The organism is Bacillus sp. COPE52 (assembly GCF_003355115.1).
Classification (GTDB): Bacteria; Bacillota; Bacilli; order Bacillales; family Bacillaceae_G; genus Bacillus_A; species Bacillus_A toyonensis.
This window is the reverse complement of the sequence record NZ_CP031292.1, coordinates 5,583,176-5,598,334: the sequence shown is the minus strand read 5'-3', so window position 1 is coordinate 5,598,334 and position 15,159 is coordinate 5,583,176. Positions and strand designations below refer to the sequence as shown.

19 protein-coding genes and 1 pseudogene are annotated in these 15,159 nt (G+C 37.4%); 17 read left to right on the top strand and 3 right to left on the bottom strand.

The window, feature by feature from the left end; genetic code table 11:
• Nucleotides 1-175: 175 nt before the first annotated feature.
• Complete coding sequence (locus DPQ31_RS28355; RefSeq protein ID WP_000376551.1) at nt 176-313, bottom strand: DUF3956 domain-containing protein; 138 nt, start codon at nt 311-313, stop codon at nt 176-178.
• Nucleotides 314-605: 292 nt separating this feature from the next.
• Here DPQ31_RS28355 and DPQ31_RS28350 point away from each other — a divergent pair, with 292 nt between their 5' ends.
• On the top strand, nt 606-1,184 hold the full coding sequence (locus DPQ31_RS28350) for a recombinase family protein (protein WP_097821285.1): 579 nt from the start codon (nt 606-608) through the stop codon (nt 1,182-1,184).
• Between the two features lie 104 nt (nt 1,185-1,288).
• Entirely contained in the window at nt 1,289-1,687 is a 399-nt protein-coding gene (locus tag DPQ31_RS28345) for a CHRD domain-containing protein (protein WP_097821286.1), read from the top strand.
• Between the two features lie 73 nt (nt 1,688-1,760).
• Here the strand turns inward: DPQ31_RS28345 and DPQ31_RS28340 are convergent, their stop codons facing one another.
• Nucleotides 1,761-1,982: a hypothetical protein gene (locus DPQ31_RS28340; RefSeq protein WP_097821287.1), complete on the bottom strand. Its 222-nt coding sequence runs from the start codon at nt 1,980-1,982 to the stop codon at nt 1,761-1,763.
• 15 nt (nt 1,983-1,997) lie between these two features.
• Nucleotides 1,998-2,198: a hypothetical protein gene (locus tag DPQ31_RS29570; protein WP_098718678.1), complete on the bottom strand. Its 201-nt coding sequence runs from the start codon at nt 2,196-2,198 to the stop codon at nt 1,998-2,000.
• A gap of 139 nt (nt 2,199-2,337) precedes the next feature.
• Between DPQ31_RS29570 and terS the strand changes: the two genes are divergently transcribed.
• The 15 genes and pseudogenes from terS (at nt 2,338) to DPQ31_RS28265 (ending at nt 15,150) form a co-directional block, all read left to right on the top strand.
• A complete protein-coding gene (terS, locus tag DPQ31_RS28335) occupies nt 2,338-3,135 on the top strand; it encodes a phage terminase small subunit (protein WP_208731394.1) in 798 nt (265 codons plus the stop codon).
• A pseudogene (locus DPQ31_RS28330) lies at nt 3,107-4,411 on the top strand (PBSX family phage terminase large subunit). Before terS ends, DPQ31_RS28330 begins: the two are co-directional and overlap by 29 nt.
• A 14-nt stretch (nt 4,412-4,425) precedes the next feature.
• Nucleotides 4,426-5,964, top strand: a complete 1,539-nt coding sequence (locus DPQ31_RS28325) for a phage portal protein (protein ID WP_208731393.1) — start codon at nt 4,426-4,428, stop codon at nt 5,962-5,964.
• On the top strand, nt 5,951-6,877 hold the full coding sequence (locus DPQ31_RS28320) for a phage minor head protein (RefSeq protein ID WP_208731392.1): 927 nt from the start codon (nt 5,951-5,953) through the stop codon (nt 6,875-6,877). The genes DPQ31_RS28325 and DPQ31_RS28320 overlap by 14 nt, the downstream gene beginning before the upstream one ends.
• A 46-nt stretch (nt 6,878-6,923) precedes the next feature.
• Nucleotides 6,924-7,958: an XkdF-like putative serine protease domain-containing protein gene (locus DPQ31_RS28315; RefSeq protein WP_208731391.1), complete on the top strand. Its 1,035-nt coding sequence runs from the start codon at nt 6,924-6,926 to the stop codon at nt 7,956-7,958.
• 21 nt (nt 7,959-7,979) lie between these two features.
• Nucleotides 7,980-8,909: a phage major capsid protein gene (locus DPQ31_RS28310; protein WP_098646896.1), complete on the top strand. Its 930-nt coding sequence runs from the start codon at nt 7,980-7,982 to the stop codon at nt 8,907-8,909.
• A 6-nt stretch (nt 8,910-8,915) separates the two neighbouring features.
• On the top strand, nt 8,916-9,083 hold the full coding sequence (locus tag DPQ31_RS28305; protein WP_079520099.1) for a YqbF domain-containing protein: 168 nt from the start codon (nt 8,916-8,918) through the stop codon (nt 9,081-9,083).
• A gap of 5 nt (nt 9,084-9,088) precedes the next feature.
• Nucleotides 9,089-9,481, top strand: a complete 393-nt coding sequence (locus DPQ31_RS28300; RefSeq protein ID WP_208731390.1) for a protein YqbG — start codon at nt 9,089-9,091, stop codon at nt 9,479-9,481.
• Entirely contained in the window at nt 9,481-9,861 is a 381-nt protein-coding gene (locus DPQ31_RS28295; protein WP_208731389.1) for a DUF3599 family protein, read from the top strand. Before DPQ31_RS28300 ends, DPQ31_RS28295 begins: the two co-directional genes overlap by 1 nt.
• Nucleotides 9,846-10,331, top strand: a complete 486-nt coding sequence (locus DPQ31_RS28290) for an HK97 gp10 family phage protein (RefSeq protein WP_208731388.1) — start codon at nt 9,846-9,848, stop codon at nt 10,329-10,331. Before DPQ31_RS28295 ends, DPQ31_RS28290 begins: the two co-directional genes overlap by 16 nt.
• A 3-nt stretch (nt 10,332-10,334) precedes the next feature.
• Nucleotides 10,335-10,736 (top strand): hypothetical protein, encoded by a 402-nt coding sequence (locus DPQ31_RS28285; protein WP_208731387.1) that lies wholly within the window; start codon nt 10,335-10,337, stop codon nt 10,734-10,736.
• Nucleotides 10,737-10,749: 13 nt separating this feature from the next.
• On the top strand, nt 10,750-11,229 hold the full coding sequence (locus DPQ31_RS28280) for a phage major tail protein, TP901-1 family (protein ID WP_098711169.1): 480 nt from the start codon (nt 10,750-10,752) through the stop codon (nt 11,227-11,229).
• Between the two features lie 66 nt (nt 11,230-11,295).
• Nucleotides 11,296-11,718, top strand: coding sequence for a tail assembly chaperone (locus DPQ31_RS28275; protein WP_208731386.1), 423 nt, complete (start codon nt 11,296-11,298; stop codon nt 11,716-11,718).
• A gap of 83 nt (nt 11,719-11,801) precedes the next feature.
• Complete coding sequence (locus DPQ31_RS28270; protein ID WP_208731385.1) at nt 11,802-12,032, top strand: hypothetical protein; 231 nt, start codon at nt 11,802-11,804, stop codon at nt 12,030-12,032.
• A gap of 19 nt (nt 12,033-12,051) precedes the next feature.
• A complete protein-coding gene (locus DPQ31_RS28265) occupies nt 12,052-15,150 on the top strand; it encodes a carbamoyl-phosphate synthase (protein ID WP_261797490.1) in 3,099 nt (1,032 codons plus the stop codon).
• The last annotated feature ends 9 nt before the right edge of the window (nt 15,151-15,159 follow it).

Below are 15,159 nucleotides of genomic sequence, written 5' to 3'. Positions count from 1 at the left end.
ATGGGGTATGGAAGCAAAGAAATAAATGACGTGAGGATAAATAAGTTGATTAAGTGTATAGGAATTATTGTAGGCGCTGCCGTGATTTTGGTGGCGTCTTGTTTGTTGTTAAGGAAAGATAAGGGGATAAATAAAAAAGAGGACTAAAGCCCTCTTTTTAATAAATACCTAAGTTTTACGCACAAATTGGAATCCCTAATGCTATTAAAGTCAATGCTACTTGAAGAGAAAGTTCTAATCTAGCAATTTCGATTCCAGCAACTGAGACCACTAAAAAAGGTTGTCCATTAACGAACAAAACACAACTGTCCATGCTTACGCCTCCTTTCTAGCAATCTAATACAGTATATGAATAAAACTATAAAATGTTATAGTTAGATTTATAGATTTGAATGAATTGATAGATTTGTCCTGTTTTACAAAACAAACGAACACAACGAAAGAAAATAACTGTCCTGCTTAACTGTCTAAAAGTTGACCCTTTTGTACAATTAAAATTTATAGGGTAAAAACTTTGTAAACAGATAGTTGTTATTGTCTAAAAGATAGTCTAAAATAAAAGTATATAATTCTTAAGACTTTTAGACTATTTTGAGGTGATTTGGATGGCTATCGTTGGTTATGCAAGGGTAAGTACAAAAGATCAAAATTTAGATGCACAAATTGAAAGGTTAACAGAATATGGATGTGACAAAATATATTCTGAAAAGTACAGTGGAGCTAATAGTGATCGGGAAGAATTGCAAAAGGCATTAGAGTATATGAGAGAAGGAGATAAATTTGTTGTTTGTAAAATAGATCGTTTAGCTAGATCAATATTTGATTTGCATAAGATTGTAAATCAATTAGCGGATAGAGGAATAGCGGTGGTATTTCTTAAAGAACAAATTGATTTCTCTACACCAGCAGGTAAATTGATGTTTACTATGTTAGGGGCAATTGCTGAGTTTGAAAGAGATTTAATTAATGAAAGAACAGCTGAAGGAAGAGAAAGAGCTAAAGCGATGGGTAAACATATGGGACGTAAAGGACAGGATGAAAAACAGGTTAAGCAGGCTATGAACTTATTCTTTAATAGGAAAGAGAATGGATTAAGTGTAAATGATATTTCAAAAATGACGGGAGTTCCGCGTTCTACTATTTATGCTAAAGCGAAAGAATTAAAAGAGGAGGAATATAAGTAAATAATAAACAGTTAAAGTAGCCTAACAGCTACTTTTTATTTTTTCACCATATAAGAAGGACATGAATATATTAGGAGTAAATAAAAAGCATAGGAGTGATAAATATGTTCTTCGCAAAGTTACGTGGCAGAAATGAAGTTCCACCAGTAGAAACAGATGCTCGAGGACAAGCTTTCTTTAAATTGAGCCGGGACGAGCTTAGTTTAAAATTTAAGTTGGAGTTATTTGATATAGAGAATGTAGTAGTTGCCCATCTGCATCTAGGAGCAAAAGGAACAAATGGTCCTGTTGTAGCTTTTTTATTTGGACCTATAACAAATCCAGTTTCAATAGAGTGTGCAACTTTTACAGGAATAATTACTCAAGAGGATTTGGTTGGGCCGTTGGCTGGTCAAACATTAGAGGCTCTTGTAAATGAAATCATCGCTGGAAACATTTATATTAATGTTCATACTGTACAACATCCTAATGGCGAAATTCGTGGTCAACTGTATCATTGTTAATTAATTAAAAGTAGCGAATCCGCTGCTTTTTTATTTTGCATAGAAAAAGGAACCCTGAAGGATCCCATTTACATTACGCAGTCTTATAATTCTTATTTTTAATCCTATTCTTAGTATCCATAAATGCGGCGAATGTCGCTATAGAGCCACCTAAATCATAGACTTGGAATTTGTAGTCAAAAGCTAATCCTGTAATGAAATTGTAGCTGTATATAAAACAAGTAATACCGAACAACCATAACATGAACTTTAAATCTTTTAAGCTCAATCTATAATTCTTAATTTTTTTCCACATATGTATCAACTCCTATTATCCTGATGTTCTATAGTTTTTCTTGATGATATCTCGCACGTTTAAGATAAAGAATAGAAGGAAAACCAAGGCTATGATACCGTAAATCCAGTAGTATGTATGTCCTGTTGAGAATTCATTATAAAAAGAAAGGGAACTACAAACTAAGAGGATTGCTGAACAGATAGTAGAGATCAATAATGAACTAAAACTTCTCATGATTTTCACCTCGATTCAAATTTTTAGAACTTTTTATATAATTATACATTTAAATAAAAGGATTTTGAAGAGTAATTACTATAAGGAAGAGTTATAACGAGTTTCTTCCTATTATATAGAAGGTGGTGGGTGATATGGAGTGAAACAAAAACACGAGTTAGCTCAAGAAGATTACATGCAAGGTATGAAGTATAAGGAATTGGCTGAGAAATATGAGGTCAGTATTAATACAATTAAGTCCTGGAGAAAAAGGCATGGCTGGAATCGAAAAGGGGTGCACCCAAAAGACGAAAAAGGATGCACCCAAACCAAGAAAACAGGTGCACCCATTGGGAATAAGAATGCAGTGGGTAATCCGGGAAACAAGAATCCTAAGTATGGGAACAAGAATGCAGTAGGGCATGGCCCGCCAAAAGGGAACCATAACGCTATGACGCATGGATTGTTTAGGAAGATAATCCCGAGTGACGATCCGCATGCAATGGAATTGCTAGATGAAATACAAAATCATACTGAATTAGATATGCTATTCCACTCTATTCAACTGCAATACTTCAATATCCTTAATTCACAACGTATTATGCATGTTCGCAGTCAAAACGATATGTCAAAAGAGATGATTAGCGAATCACTGAATGGAGACGCGTACACAGTGCAGTTTGCATGGGATAAACAAGCTAATTTACTTACAGCTTATTCGCGCGCTATGACAGCGTTATCCTCTATGATTGAGAGGTTCGATAAGTTAGCAAATGCTGATGATGAGAGACGATTGAAGTTAGAGCAGATGAAAGTTAACATTGAAAAAACGAAAGCTGACACTGCTCGTATTAAGGGAGAAGATGGGGAAGAGTATGAAGACGATGGTTTCAAAGAGGCGCTAAAAGGAAAGGTAGAGGAAGTGTGGGATGATCATGACGACGATTCCGAAGCGTAAAAAGAAACCTGCTCCCTTTAAATTTAAACCATTCTCCAAGAAGCAGCTGAAGGTATTAACTTGGTGGAAGCCTAACAGTCCCGTTAAAGATTATGACGGGATTATTTGCGATGGTTCTATTCGTGCCGGAAAAACAGTATCGATGGCTCTTTCCTATGTTATGTGGGCAATGGAGTCATTCGAAGGTGAGAACTTCGGTATGTGCGGGAAAACAATTGGTTCGCACCGTCGTAACGTTATAACGCCACTTAAAAAAATGCTCAAGTCTCGTGGTTATAAGGTTAAAGATCATAGAAGTGAAAATATGCTCTCAATTACTAAGGATGGAGTTACTAATTTCTTTTACATCTTTGGTGGTAAGGATGAAAGTTCTCAGGACTTAATTCAAGGAATTACTCTTGCTGGATGATTCTTTGATGAGGTAGCACTGATGGTTCGGAGTTTCGTAGATCAGGCGACAGGTCGTTGTTCAGTAGAGGGCTCAAAAATATGGTTCAACTGCAATCCGGCAGGTCCATATCACTGGTTTAAGTTGGAATGGCTCGATAAGCGTAAGGAAAGGAATTTACTGCATGTTCGCTTTACTATGGATGATAACTTATCCCTTTCTAAGAAGACAAAACAACGTTATTACAAGTTATATAGCGGTGTCTTCTTCAAACGGTACATTTTAGGATTGTGGGCAGCTGCTTCAGGTCTTGTATTTGATATGTTCAAGGAAGAAGTGCACAAAGTTGATTCTGTAGATCGTAATTACGTTGAGTATTATGTTTCTTGCGACTACGGTACACAGAACGCTATGGCGTATGGATTATGGGGTAAATGTATTGAAGAAGGCGACAAAGAAGTGTGGTATAAAATCAAGGAGTACCATTATAGTGGCCGTGATGCAGAGAAGCAGAAAACAGATCAGGAATACTACGAAGACTATGAGGAATTCGTTGGTGATTTGCCAATTAAAGGAACAGTAGTTGACCCCTCGGCTGCTTCGTTTATCGCTGTATTGATGCGTAATAAGAGGAAAGTATATAAGGCTCGTAATAATGTGAAAGAGGGCATTGGAAACGTTGGTATAGCGCTTAATACAGGCAGAACATACTTTAACGATTGCTGCGTTGAGACGTTTAAGGAGTTTGCCTCTTATATATGGGATGAAAAAGCGATCCAACGCGGTGAGGATAAACCACTTAAAGAGAATGACCATCACATGGACGAAACGAGATACTTCATTAACACGATTATATTCGGATTACGTAAAAAGAAGAAAAAGAAATGAGGTGAAGCAACTTAATGACAAAGAAAAGGAAAGTTAGTGCAAAGGTAATTAAGGCAGTAGGGACAAGTACTCAAGTATTATCTCGCCAACAAGAGAGCGAGAATGAGAAGAACACAGTTAATGATATTATCGAACCGCCTTATAGAATTGAAGATTTGCAGCAGATTAGGGAAAATAGTACGATTCTAGGGCAGTGTATTGATGCGTATAAGCGTAATATTGCTGGATTTGGTCATGAGATGAAGTATAAGCAAGGTGATATTAAAGAAACGACAGAGATGAAAATGGAGTGGTCCTTTGTGAATGATGAGGTAATTCCTTTCTTTAGTTTCGACAAACCGTTTAAAGAAGTTCTTGAGACAAGTATCGACGATAGAGAAACCACAGGTAATGGATATATTGAAGTGATTCGTAATTTAGATGGGAAACCTGCTGAATTAGTAAATATGTTGTCGCAGTACATGAGGGTCACACGTAAGGATGATAAACCTCAAGAGGTTACTTATACCATTAACGGAAATGAAGTTAAAAGAAAAAAACTATTTCGTCGCTATGTGCAGCGAGTAGGAAATACTGACACGTACTTTAAAGAATTCGGGGATCCACGCTTCTTGAATAAAGAAACTGGCCAATTTGGTACTTCTACATTTGGCGAAAAAAACGCCACTGAAGTAATACAACTGAAGATAGGGAATGGCCCTTATGGTATCCCGCGTTGGGTATCGCATGTTGTTCATATGGTAGGAGCTAGGAAGGCAGAGGAATTAAATCTACGCTATTTCAAACAAGGGCGTCATATTCCGATGGCTATCTTACTGAAAAATGGAATTTTATCAGAAGAAAGTGAAGCAGCTCTAACTGATTATGTTTCGAATGTTGAAGGTGAAGATAATCAACATAAATATCTGCTACTGCAGGTGGAAAGTGCTGAAGAGGGTATTGTAGGTGATACTCCAACGTCGGTGGATATCGAGCTTAAATCACTAGCAGATATCCTGCAAAATGATGCTCTATTCCTTGAATACGATGAGAAATCACGTCAAAAAGTACAATCAGCATTCCGTTTACCAGACGTATATGTAGGTTATATTCGCGACTTTAACAGAGCAACTGCTGAATCTGTACGAGAGATTACAGAGGAGCAGGTATTTGAACCGGAACGAAGTGCTTTAGAATTTATTATTAACAATGTACTGCTACTTCCATATGGATTAAAACACGTATACGTAAACCTACGAAAATCAGAGATCAGTAACACGGAGGATATGGTTAAAACTATTGAGGTGCTTGCTGATAAGGGTGGTTTAACATTCCAGGATATACGCAATATTGCTGGCAATATGCTAAATAAAGAGTTCTCAGATTATGATATTCCTGAAGCGGATCAACCAGTTGCTTTAGTTTTAGAAAGACATCGTAAGGTAAGTGGTTGGGAGGAAGGGTTAAGTGAGAAGCTACAAAAATCAGCTGGTGGTAATGCTAAGGAAGAACTCGTAAATGTAATGAAAGATGTACGAGACTTATTGGAGTCGATGCAAGATGCAGAAGATTGATAAACTGCTAGATTCATTAAATGGGTGGATAGAGAAAGCTGATACTGGTGATTTTACAGATTCATTGCCTGATGATCTGGAAGTATTGGACATGTTACCGGGATACGTTGAGGACTTCGAAAAGGAAGTTGCCAAGCTACTTCGGAAGCAGAAGAAGTACATTGTTGATGGAATTAAGAACTATACGAAAAAGGATGCTATCGAAAAGGGTATCACGATAAAGGATGTTATTAACTTTGTTACTGGCAGTCTATTTGGAGCTGATACATTTGCTAAAAGTTTGAGTAAAGCAGCGAGGAAGTTCCTTAATTACACGATGAAGGATATGACGAAAGCTTTCATGGATGCAATTGATCCTGATATTCAGTTTAGTATCTTCTCAAAACGCACTACAAAGTGGATTAATAGTTGGTCTGATGAATTAGGTAAGTTAATGCAGATTAACTCACAAAAAGCGGTAGAGCGTATTTTAAACGAGGGATTAGAGAAAGGGAAAGGTATTCGTGAAATAGCAAGAGGGCTTGCGAAGCTACCGGAATTCGACCGTAAAAGAGCAAAGACAACAGCGCAGACAGAAGTCCTCGCAGCATGTTCTGCTTCTCAATTTGAATCATATCGCCAATCCCCTGCTGTAATAGGTAAGAAGTGGCGTCATAGCGGTACAAAGAACAATCAACCTCGTGATAATCACGTGGCGTATGACGGTACAACGGTTCTGGTAGAGGAAGAATTTGAGCTCCCCGGTTCTGGAGAACGGTGTATGTTTCCTCGTGATAGTTCGTTAAGTGGGCGTGAAAGAATTAACTGTAAATGTATTATGTCCCCTGCCGTAGATAATAATATATTAGGCCTATCTGAAGAAGAGAAACAGAAGATTAGGGAAGAAACTTTGAAGGAGTTGAACAAGAAATGAAGACTTCTAAAATTAAGCTGATTCATATTTGAAAGGGGGTGAGTAAATGCCAAGAAAACTAAAAAACGTGGATGTAAGTTTTGTTTCTATTGTGGATAAAGCTGCAAACAAAAAGAAATTCTTCTTAACGAAAAGTGAACAGGAACCAACATTTGAAAAAGAAGTCAAAATTATTAAAGGTGAAGACGAAGAGCAAAAACTTGTATATGGAATTGTATACTCTCCTGGCAGCGCGGATGACCCAAACACTCATGACGCACACGGGGATTTTATGACTGCGGAAGAAATAGAAAAATCCGCTCATAATTTTATCGCTAAGTATCGTAATATCGACACTCAACATGATTTTAATGCAGGAGCAGGAAAAGTAGTAGAAAGTTATGTAGCTCCTGTCGACATAGAAATAAACGGTGAAATAATCACAAAAGGTACATGGGTACTGGTGACAGAAGCAACCGATGAGATATGGAAAGATATTAAAGATGGAAAAATGACAGGATATTCCCTTGCAGGAGTTGCCGAGACAGAAGTAATTGAGGAAGAAGTAACTAAAACTGAAGAGAAACAAATGAAGTCCTTCTTCCAATTGGTGAAGGGCTTTTTTAGTGGGCAAAAACAGATTGAAGTCGTGAAAGATGCTGATGATGAAGCAACATTCCTTTCCGCAGTAGAAAAAGCTGGCATGAAAATCAGTAATGTGAACATGGCTGATATCGATGCAGCTATTGATTCTTTAACAAATCTAAAAACACGCGTCGCACCGTCAACAGAAGGTGCAGGAAGTGAGGAAGATAATATGGAGTTTAATCAAGAACAGTTAGAAAAGACATTAGCATCCGCAGTAGAGAAAGCAGTGAATCCAATTAAAGAGGAATTAGCTTCTGTTAAAAAACATCTTAATCTCGACGAGGAAAAAACAGAAGAAGATATTAGAGTAGAAAAAGCTGTTGAAGCTGCGACTGCTCCTCTACGTGAAGAGATTGAAACGTTGAAAAAATCTCAAGGCGTTAGCAATCAACAAGATACTGATGTTGTTGAAAAAACTGAAGTCAAAAAATCTGTATGGAATGGCTTACTGTAAGCCTGAAGGAGGAAAAGGTATATGACACTTAATAACAAAACAATTATTGAAAAAGCAGACGTTACTCTTGCCACATTGGCTAGTGGTGGTTTAATGAATCCTGAACAAGCTGATACATTCTTACGTATGGTGCAAAACTCCCCTACTATTTTAAAGGATTCGCGCTTTATTCAAATGGCTTCAGACACACTTAAAATTGAAAAGATTGGCTTTGGTTCCCGTATTCTTCGTCCTGGCGTTGAAGGTGTACCTTTAAAAGACTCTGATCGCTCTGCTCCATCAACTAGTACAATTACGTTAAATGCCAAAGAAGTAATTGCTGAAGTGCATATTACTTATGATACATTGGAAAACAATATTGAGGGTGGGAATCTTCAAAATACTATCATGCAGATGATTGCAGATCGTGCTGCATTAGATATTGAAGAATTAATTTTGAACGGTGATATAGCATCTACAGATCCTTATTTAGCTTTATTAGATGGTCTGCGTAAACAGGCAACGTCGCATGTTGTAGATGGTGCTGCAGGTGCATTTACTAAGGATGTATTTAAGAAAGCTTATAAAGCTGTTCCTGCTAAATACCTGCGTAACCCTAAAGATTGGAAGTTTTACACATCACATGGTTTAGAAATTGAATGGAAAGATCAAGTAGCAATGCGACAAACTAACTTAGGGGATGTTTCACTTCAAGGTGGTTTAGCTTCTGCTTATGGTGTTCCAGTAGAGGGGATTGCTATGTTACAGCCATATAATGATGGAGCCAATACTGTATCTGATATTTTATTAACTCTTCCTAAAAATATTGTGACAGGTATGAGCCGTAATATTCGAATTGAAGTGGATAAGGATATTCGCGCTCGTAAATTCATTATTGTTTTAACTGCGAAAGTTGATGTGAAGTTCGAAGAGGAAGATGCAGTGGCAAAAGTTATCAAAGTTAAGGAGTGATGACTTTTGAATTACTATGCTAAATTAATAGTTGGGAAAACATATGACGTCCATGAACGTCTATTTTTATTGGGACAAGAAGAGAAGGTTACAAAGAAAACGTACGATTACCTAAGTGGTAACGAACAATTTGCAGTCCGAAAAGAAGGTAGTAAATCTAAAGGAGAGGAGTGATAGGTATGTCGCTTATTACTGCTCAAGAATTAATAGATTACACTGTGCTGCCTGAAGTAAAAAAGCGTCCTGTTCCTCTATTGGAGCAGGATATACTTGAGGCGGAAACAGAGATTAATAATATTCCTAATATAGCTAATTTCGCTGATCAAACGAAATTCCCAGTAATTCCTGAAGTGGTAAAGTTAGCTTGTAAAAAGTTAGCACAGTATTATGCGTATACAAACGCTGATACTACTGCAATGAAGGGGATTAAGTCTGAAAGTGTTGGTAGTGGAGATTATTCATATACAAAGGATAGCTCTAGTATCACTAAACCTGATGTGCTTAATTTATTAAAAGGGTTTATACCTAACGTTGGAAAGAATAAAGTCACGTTCAAAATGAGGACGATTTAATGTCTCTACAAGTAATGATGGCCCATGAATGCGATATTTACCACTTGCAGAAGGAAACAAAGCTAGGGAAGTACGGGCAACCAGGAGAAGAGGTTTATTCTTACAAGGATAGTCCTGATGTAGCAGAACAAAGCTGCTACTTTATAGAAAGCACAACTGCATCTGTACAATCAGCACCAAACCAATTAAATAACCAAGAAATCCGAGTATTATTTATGCCTGATGCTGATGTTAAGCATAATGACAAAGCGATTAAAAAAGATACGAATGTCACTTACTATATACGAAATCCCTTTCCAGTAGCGAATCCACGTACTGGTGAGGTTTCACATATAAAAGCCATAGCAGAGAGGAAGAGTGAGCCATGGCTAGCCAAATAACGACTAGAGGGTTCCGCGAATTCAGTGCTAAGTTGAATCGTATGGCGAACGGGTTAGATCAGAACGTCGCTTTATGGCTTGAAGCTAGCGGTTTTCAATTTCTAGAAGAAGTACAAAATCAAATCATTTCTTTAGGGGTTGTTGATACTAGGAGACTGCTAAATTCGTTTGATAAGGGCGGAGATGGGAACGTATGGCGTTCCTCTGATGGCGGTTTAGTATTAGAGGTGGGGACAAATGTGGAATATGCGAAGCTTCAGAATGATGGATGGCAGCAGGTAAGGCGATTCGTCCCAGGAAGGTGGGAAGGTCATAATTTTGAATATGATCTGCATGCACCTACCGGAATGATGCTAACTGCTAAATTCATAGAAGGTCGTCCTTACTGGGATAATGCGGTTGCTATCTATGAGCGTATGTTCCAAACCGCATTCGACCGCCAGTTTCGACAATGGGTACATGGAGGTTAGATTATGTACGCACAAATACATGGTACTATGAAAGCTTTCATTTTCGATAACCTGCCCCAAGGTACATTCGCTTATCATGAGCAGGTACCAGAAGAAATAAGAGTACCTTCAGTTTACTTCCCGCATTTATCAACGAATGATTTGAAAAATACAAAGGATACATTCACCTTACTGTACACAATGACAGTGAGGTTTTTTAATGCAACGACAGAGGAAGCTATGAGTCTATCTGATGAGATTGCAAACTTAATTAGACGTAGCGGTTACACAGTGAATCTTCGTAATGAAGATGGAAGTGAATCGACTGATACCGTCTATTTAAGAAGAGTGACTACCGCCCCAGTTGAGGTTGGTTCAGCGCAATTAACAATGATTTTTGAATACCAACAAACTTACTTGAATTAAGGAGTGTGAATGTATGGCTGGCACAACTGAAACAACACCTACTGTGAAAAATAAAATGTATCGTGGTGACGAATATATTATCGCTGCGATGATAAAGGATCCAGCAAATCCAACAGCAAAAAAATTAGTTCGTCCGTTTGATCAAAACGAAGAATCCCATAGTATTGAAGCAGATGAGATTGAAGCAGAGTCGAAAGATAGAACGATTAATGACTATGGTAAAGTATCTGAGACTCGTTCATTTGGTTGTACGTTATCAGAGGGAGACGTGTTCTACCCGGCTGCAAAAGCTGCTATTCGAAACAAAGAGTACATCGAGATTTATGAAATTAATAAGCGTACAAAAGAAGCTGAAATTGGAACATATATGCTGACTTCTTTTGAAAGATCATCATCTACTGGAGAATTTGTTTCTTATTCAGTAGAGACAAAGCTTTCTGGTACAACACGTACAGAAACATTAACTGAGATTCCTAAAGGTGCAGGAGAATAAAGAGCGGTTTTTACCGCTTCTTTTTAAATTTGAAAATAACATCCAATCAAAAGGAGATTGATATATATGCGTTTTGAAATTAAAGGGAAAGAACACGAATTAAAACTTACTTACAAAACAATTGCTGAGCTAAACAAGAAATATAAAGGTGGCGCACAAGAAGTTATTGGAGCTTGTTTACAAGGTGATTTAGATATGTTTGAAGACGCTATTTACTTTGGATTAATGCATACAGGTGAAGGAATCACTAGAGAGCAAGTTGTTACTGAAATTGAAAAGCAATTCGAAGCAGAGAAAATCTCGCAAGAGTTCATTGATGAAGTTCTTAACGAAGTAGTAGCAGATAATTTTTTCTACAAAGCGACAACGAAGAAATTAAAAACACGAATGAAGAAACAATTGGTAGCGAAGAATCCGGAACTGAAAGAGATGGCGGACGAGATGTACGGGACGGACGAAGAACAACCGATTTTACTAGAGAAGAACTAGACAAGGTACAGCAAGATGGATTTAGATACTTAGGTTTATTACCAAATGAGGTAAGGAACCTGACTCCCCGCGAGTTTCAAAATATGATGACAGGGAGAAATGAACAATATCTAGATGAATTGCAAACCTATAGCATATTTGCTCTGATGATGCGCTCGGTTTATCACAGTAATCCAAAGAAGAGTATGAAACCAAAAGATTTATTTGATAGATCGAAAATGGTTACTGATGAACAGAAGAAAAAATCTATTGAAAACCGCGCGAAACAGGCTGAGGAAAATATGGAATTCTTACAAAGTCTCAACTTCGGTTGATTGAAAGGTAGGTGAGATTTTGGCGACACAAGAAGAATTAGTAGTTCAGTTTAGAGCGGAAACAGATCAGATGCGAAGAGAAATGGCGGCTATGCAAAGTCAATTAAATGATTTTGTTAGAACAACAAATCGTACATCTCGGGAGTATCGAAGAAGCATCGAGAATATGGGGGATGCGAATAGCGAATTAAGTAGGGAAATACGTGAAATAAACAGACAACAAAGAGAAGCTATGAAACCGCATATAGAACAATTAAAGCGAGCAGAACTTCAATATTTGCAAACTGCTATGAGCATGGATACTTATACTGGTTCAGCTCAAGATTTAATTGCACAAGTTAATGAGATTGGTAAAGCGCAAAAAGCTGCCAATGATGCATTAATAAACAATAATGTTGAAGCAAAAGCTGCTATTTTAGAAACAATTGCAACCATGAACAATATGACTCCTACAGCAACTAGGCTCAGAGACAATCTAAGAACAATGGGAAACCCATTATACAGCTTGTCACATGGGGCGTTAGCTGTAGGAGAGGCTATCGAAAGAATGGCGAATAGGGGTAGTGCGGCACAATTAGCATTAGAATTTGTTGGTCCGAATGCGTCAATGAAAGAATTAAACGATCAAATACGAGTAATAAATACGGGATTAATGCGAATGCAAATGGTTGCGCTCGCTGCTGCGATTTCTTCTGTCTTATTGTATGGCGCATTACACAAGGCTAACATGGAAATGAATCCAAAATATGCTGAAGCATATACAAAAATGCTAGAAAAGCTATCTGAAGCCTTTAATCCGATGAAAGAAGCTTTCACAGCAGTTATGATACCTGTTTATAAATTCGTAACCGCGATAGCAGAATTGATAATTAAATTTAATGAAGCACACCCGGTTCTAGCTAAATTCATTCAGGGAACTATGATGTTAGTTCCAGCATTAACATTGATTCTTGCTCCCTTAGCAGTTGGTATTGGACTTCTAAAAGGATATAGAGCAGCCTTATTTTTAGTTTGGCAAATGGTGAAACCATTGGTTTTAGGGTTAATGGTCGTCAGCCCTGTAGCTTGGGCTGTAGCTGCTGCAATTGCTGGATTAGCAGTAGGGTTTACGTATGCATATAAAAACATAGAGCCGTTTAGAAAAGCCGTTGATAATACTGTAACAGCGATCAAAGGCTTATTCCAGTTGGTATTCGGAAGTCAAATAAATGGCGAAAAAATGCTTAGTTCTATCGGAATGAACGATGAGGTTATACAAGGAATCAATAAATTTGTAGGTAAAATTGAAGAAGCATTTAGAATAATGAAAGAAGCTATTGTACAGGCTTTCCATGGTGATTTTTCCGGACTGACTGAATTGTTCAAAACAATTTTTCCTTCATTACTTGCCGTAATTATTGGCGGTGTACCTGGGCTAGTCATTGGAATTGGCACTATGTTCGCAAGAATGACAGAAGCAACTGGTGTTGGTGGCGCTCAAATGGTTACTAAGTTCGGGGAAATCCTGAATAACTTAGTTTCTGGATTAACAAATTTTGTAACGACTCAATTACCTGTTTTTCTAGAACAAGGAATTAAAATAATCACTGGAATAGTGCAAGGGATCACGCAAGCACTTCCACAAATTGTAGCAGCCGTTTTGCAAATCATTACAACCTTTATAACAGGTATCACAACGCTGTTACCGCAGATTATAACAATTGGCATTTCTTTGATACAAACACTCGTAACGGCTATTGTAACGGCTTTACCTGTCATTATAGAAGCGGCGGTTCAGATTATAAACGCGCTTGTTCAAGGTATTACACAGATGTTACCTATGATTGTACAGTCGGCAATACAAGTTATAACAATGTTCATTCAAACAATAATTCCTATGATTCCTATGTTAATAGATGCAGGGATTCAAATTTTACTATCTTTAGTTAATGGAATCATTCAAATGCTACCTCAATTAATTGAAGCTGCTATTCAGGTTCTGACAACATTATTAAATACCATTGTTCAAAATTTGCCGTTAATTATAGATGCAGGGATTAAAGTCCTTAATTCATTAATTGAGGGAATCATTCAAGTTCTACCTCAATTAATTGATGCTGTGATGCAGATTATTACAAAATTCACTGAGGTTGTTATTCAAAATTTACCGCAAATTATTGAATCAGGAATGCAAATTTTAATAAAACTAGTAGACGGGATTATTCAAATGCTCCCTCAGATTGTAGATGCGGTTATTAAAATAATTACGAAGTTTACTGAGGTTATAGTACAAAATCTACCGCAAATTATAGATGCAGGTGTGCAAATATTAACTAAATTAATAGACGGGATAATTAAAGTGCTACCTCAATTGGTTTCTGCTGCAATAAGGTTAATGGCGGAATTGTTAAAAGCAATTATAGAACATTTACCACAATTGCTAGCAGCTGGCGTTGAACTAATAGGTGCTCTAATTGACGGTATTTTGAGTTTAATTGGCGAAGTATTCAGCTCAGGTGTAGAAATTGGCAGCCAATTATTAGAGTCTTTAGGAGATGTCGATCTCTTTGAAACTGGGGTAAATATTGTTCAAGGATTAATAGGTGGAATTGGTTCGATGATTGGCGATGCAATAGATGCTGCGAGGGATTTAGGAAGTAGCATTGTTAGTACTGTAAATAGAGTATTACAAGTTAAGTCCCCTTCTAGGGAAATGCGAGATACAGGTAATTACGTCGGTGAAGGTTTAATATGGGGTATTAACCAAATGGAGAATCCGGTTTTAAGAGCCGCAAAAAATATGGCAGTAACAGTGAGGGATGCATTTGATTCGTTATCAGAAGGGATTTTACTTGGTGATGTTTCAATGGGTGCTGTAACAGGGACAACAATTCCAATGGTTTCTGCTGGATACAAAACACCTGCAAATGCCTCAAGAATATCCGCAATTTCTAATTTTGGACAAGATGCTGTAAGTAAAAACCAAAATGGAAGCAATACAAGTGAATCGGATGGACAAACAACAAATAAACAACCGGCTTATATTAATGTACAGCTTGGCAAGCAAGAATTCTCAAGATTTGTTGATGATATTACAAGTCAGCAAGAGGCTGTTAAAGAACGTAAGCAAGCGTTTTAGGAAGGAGGG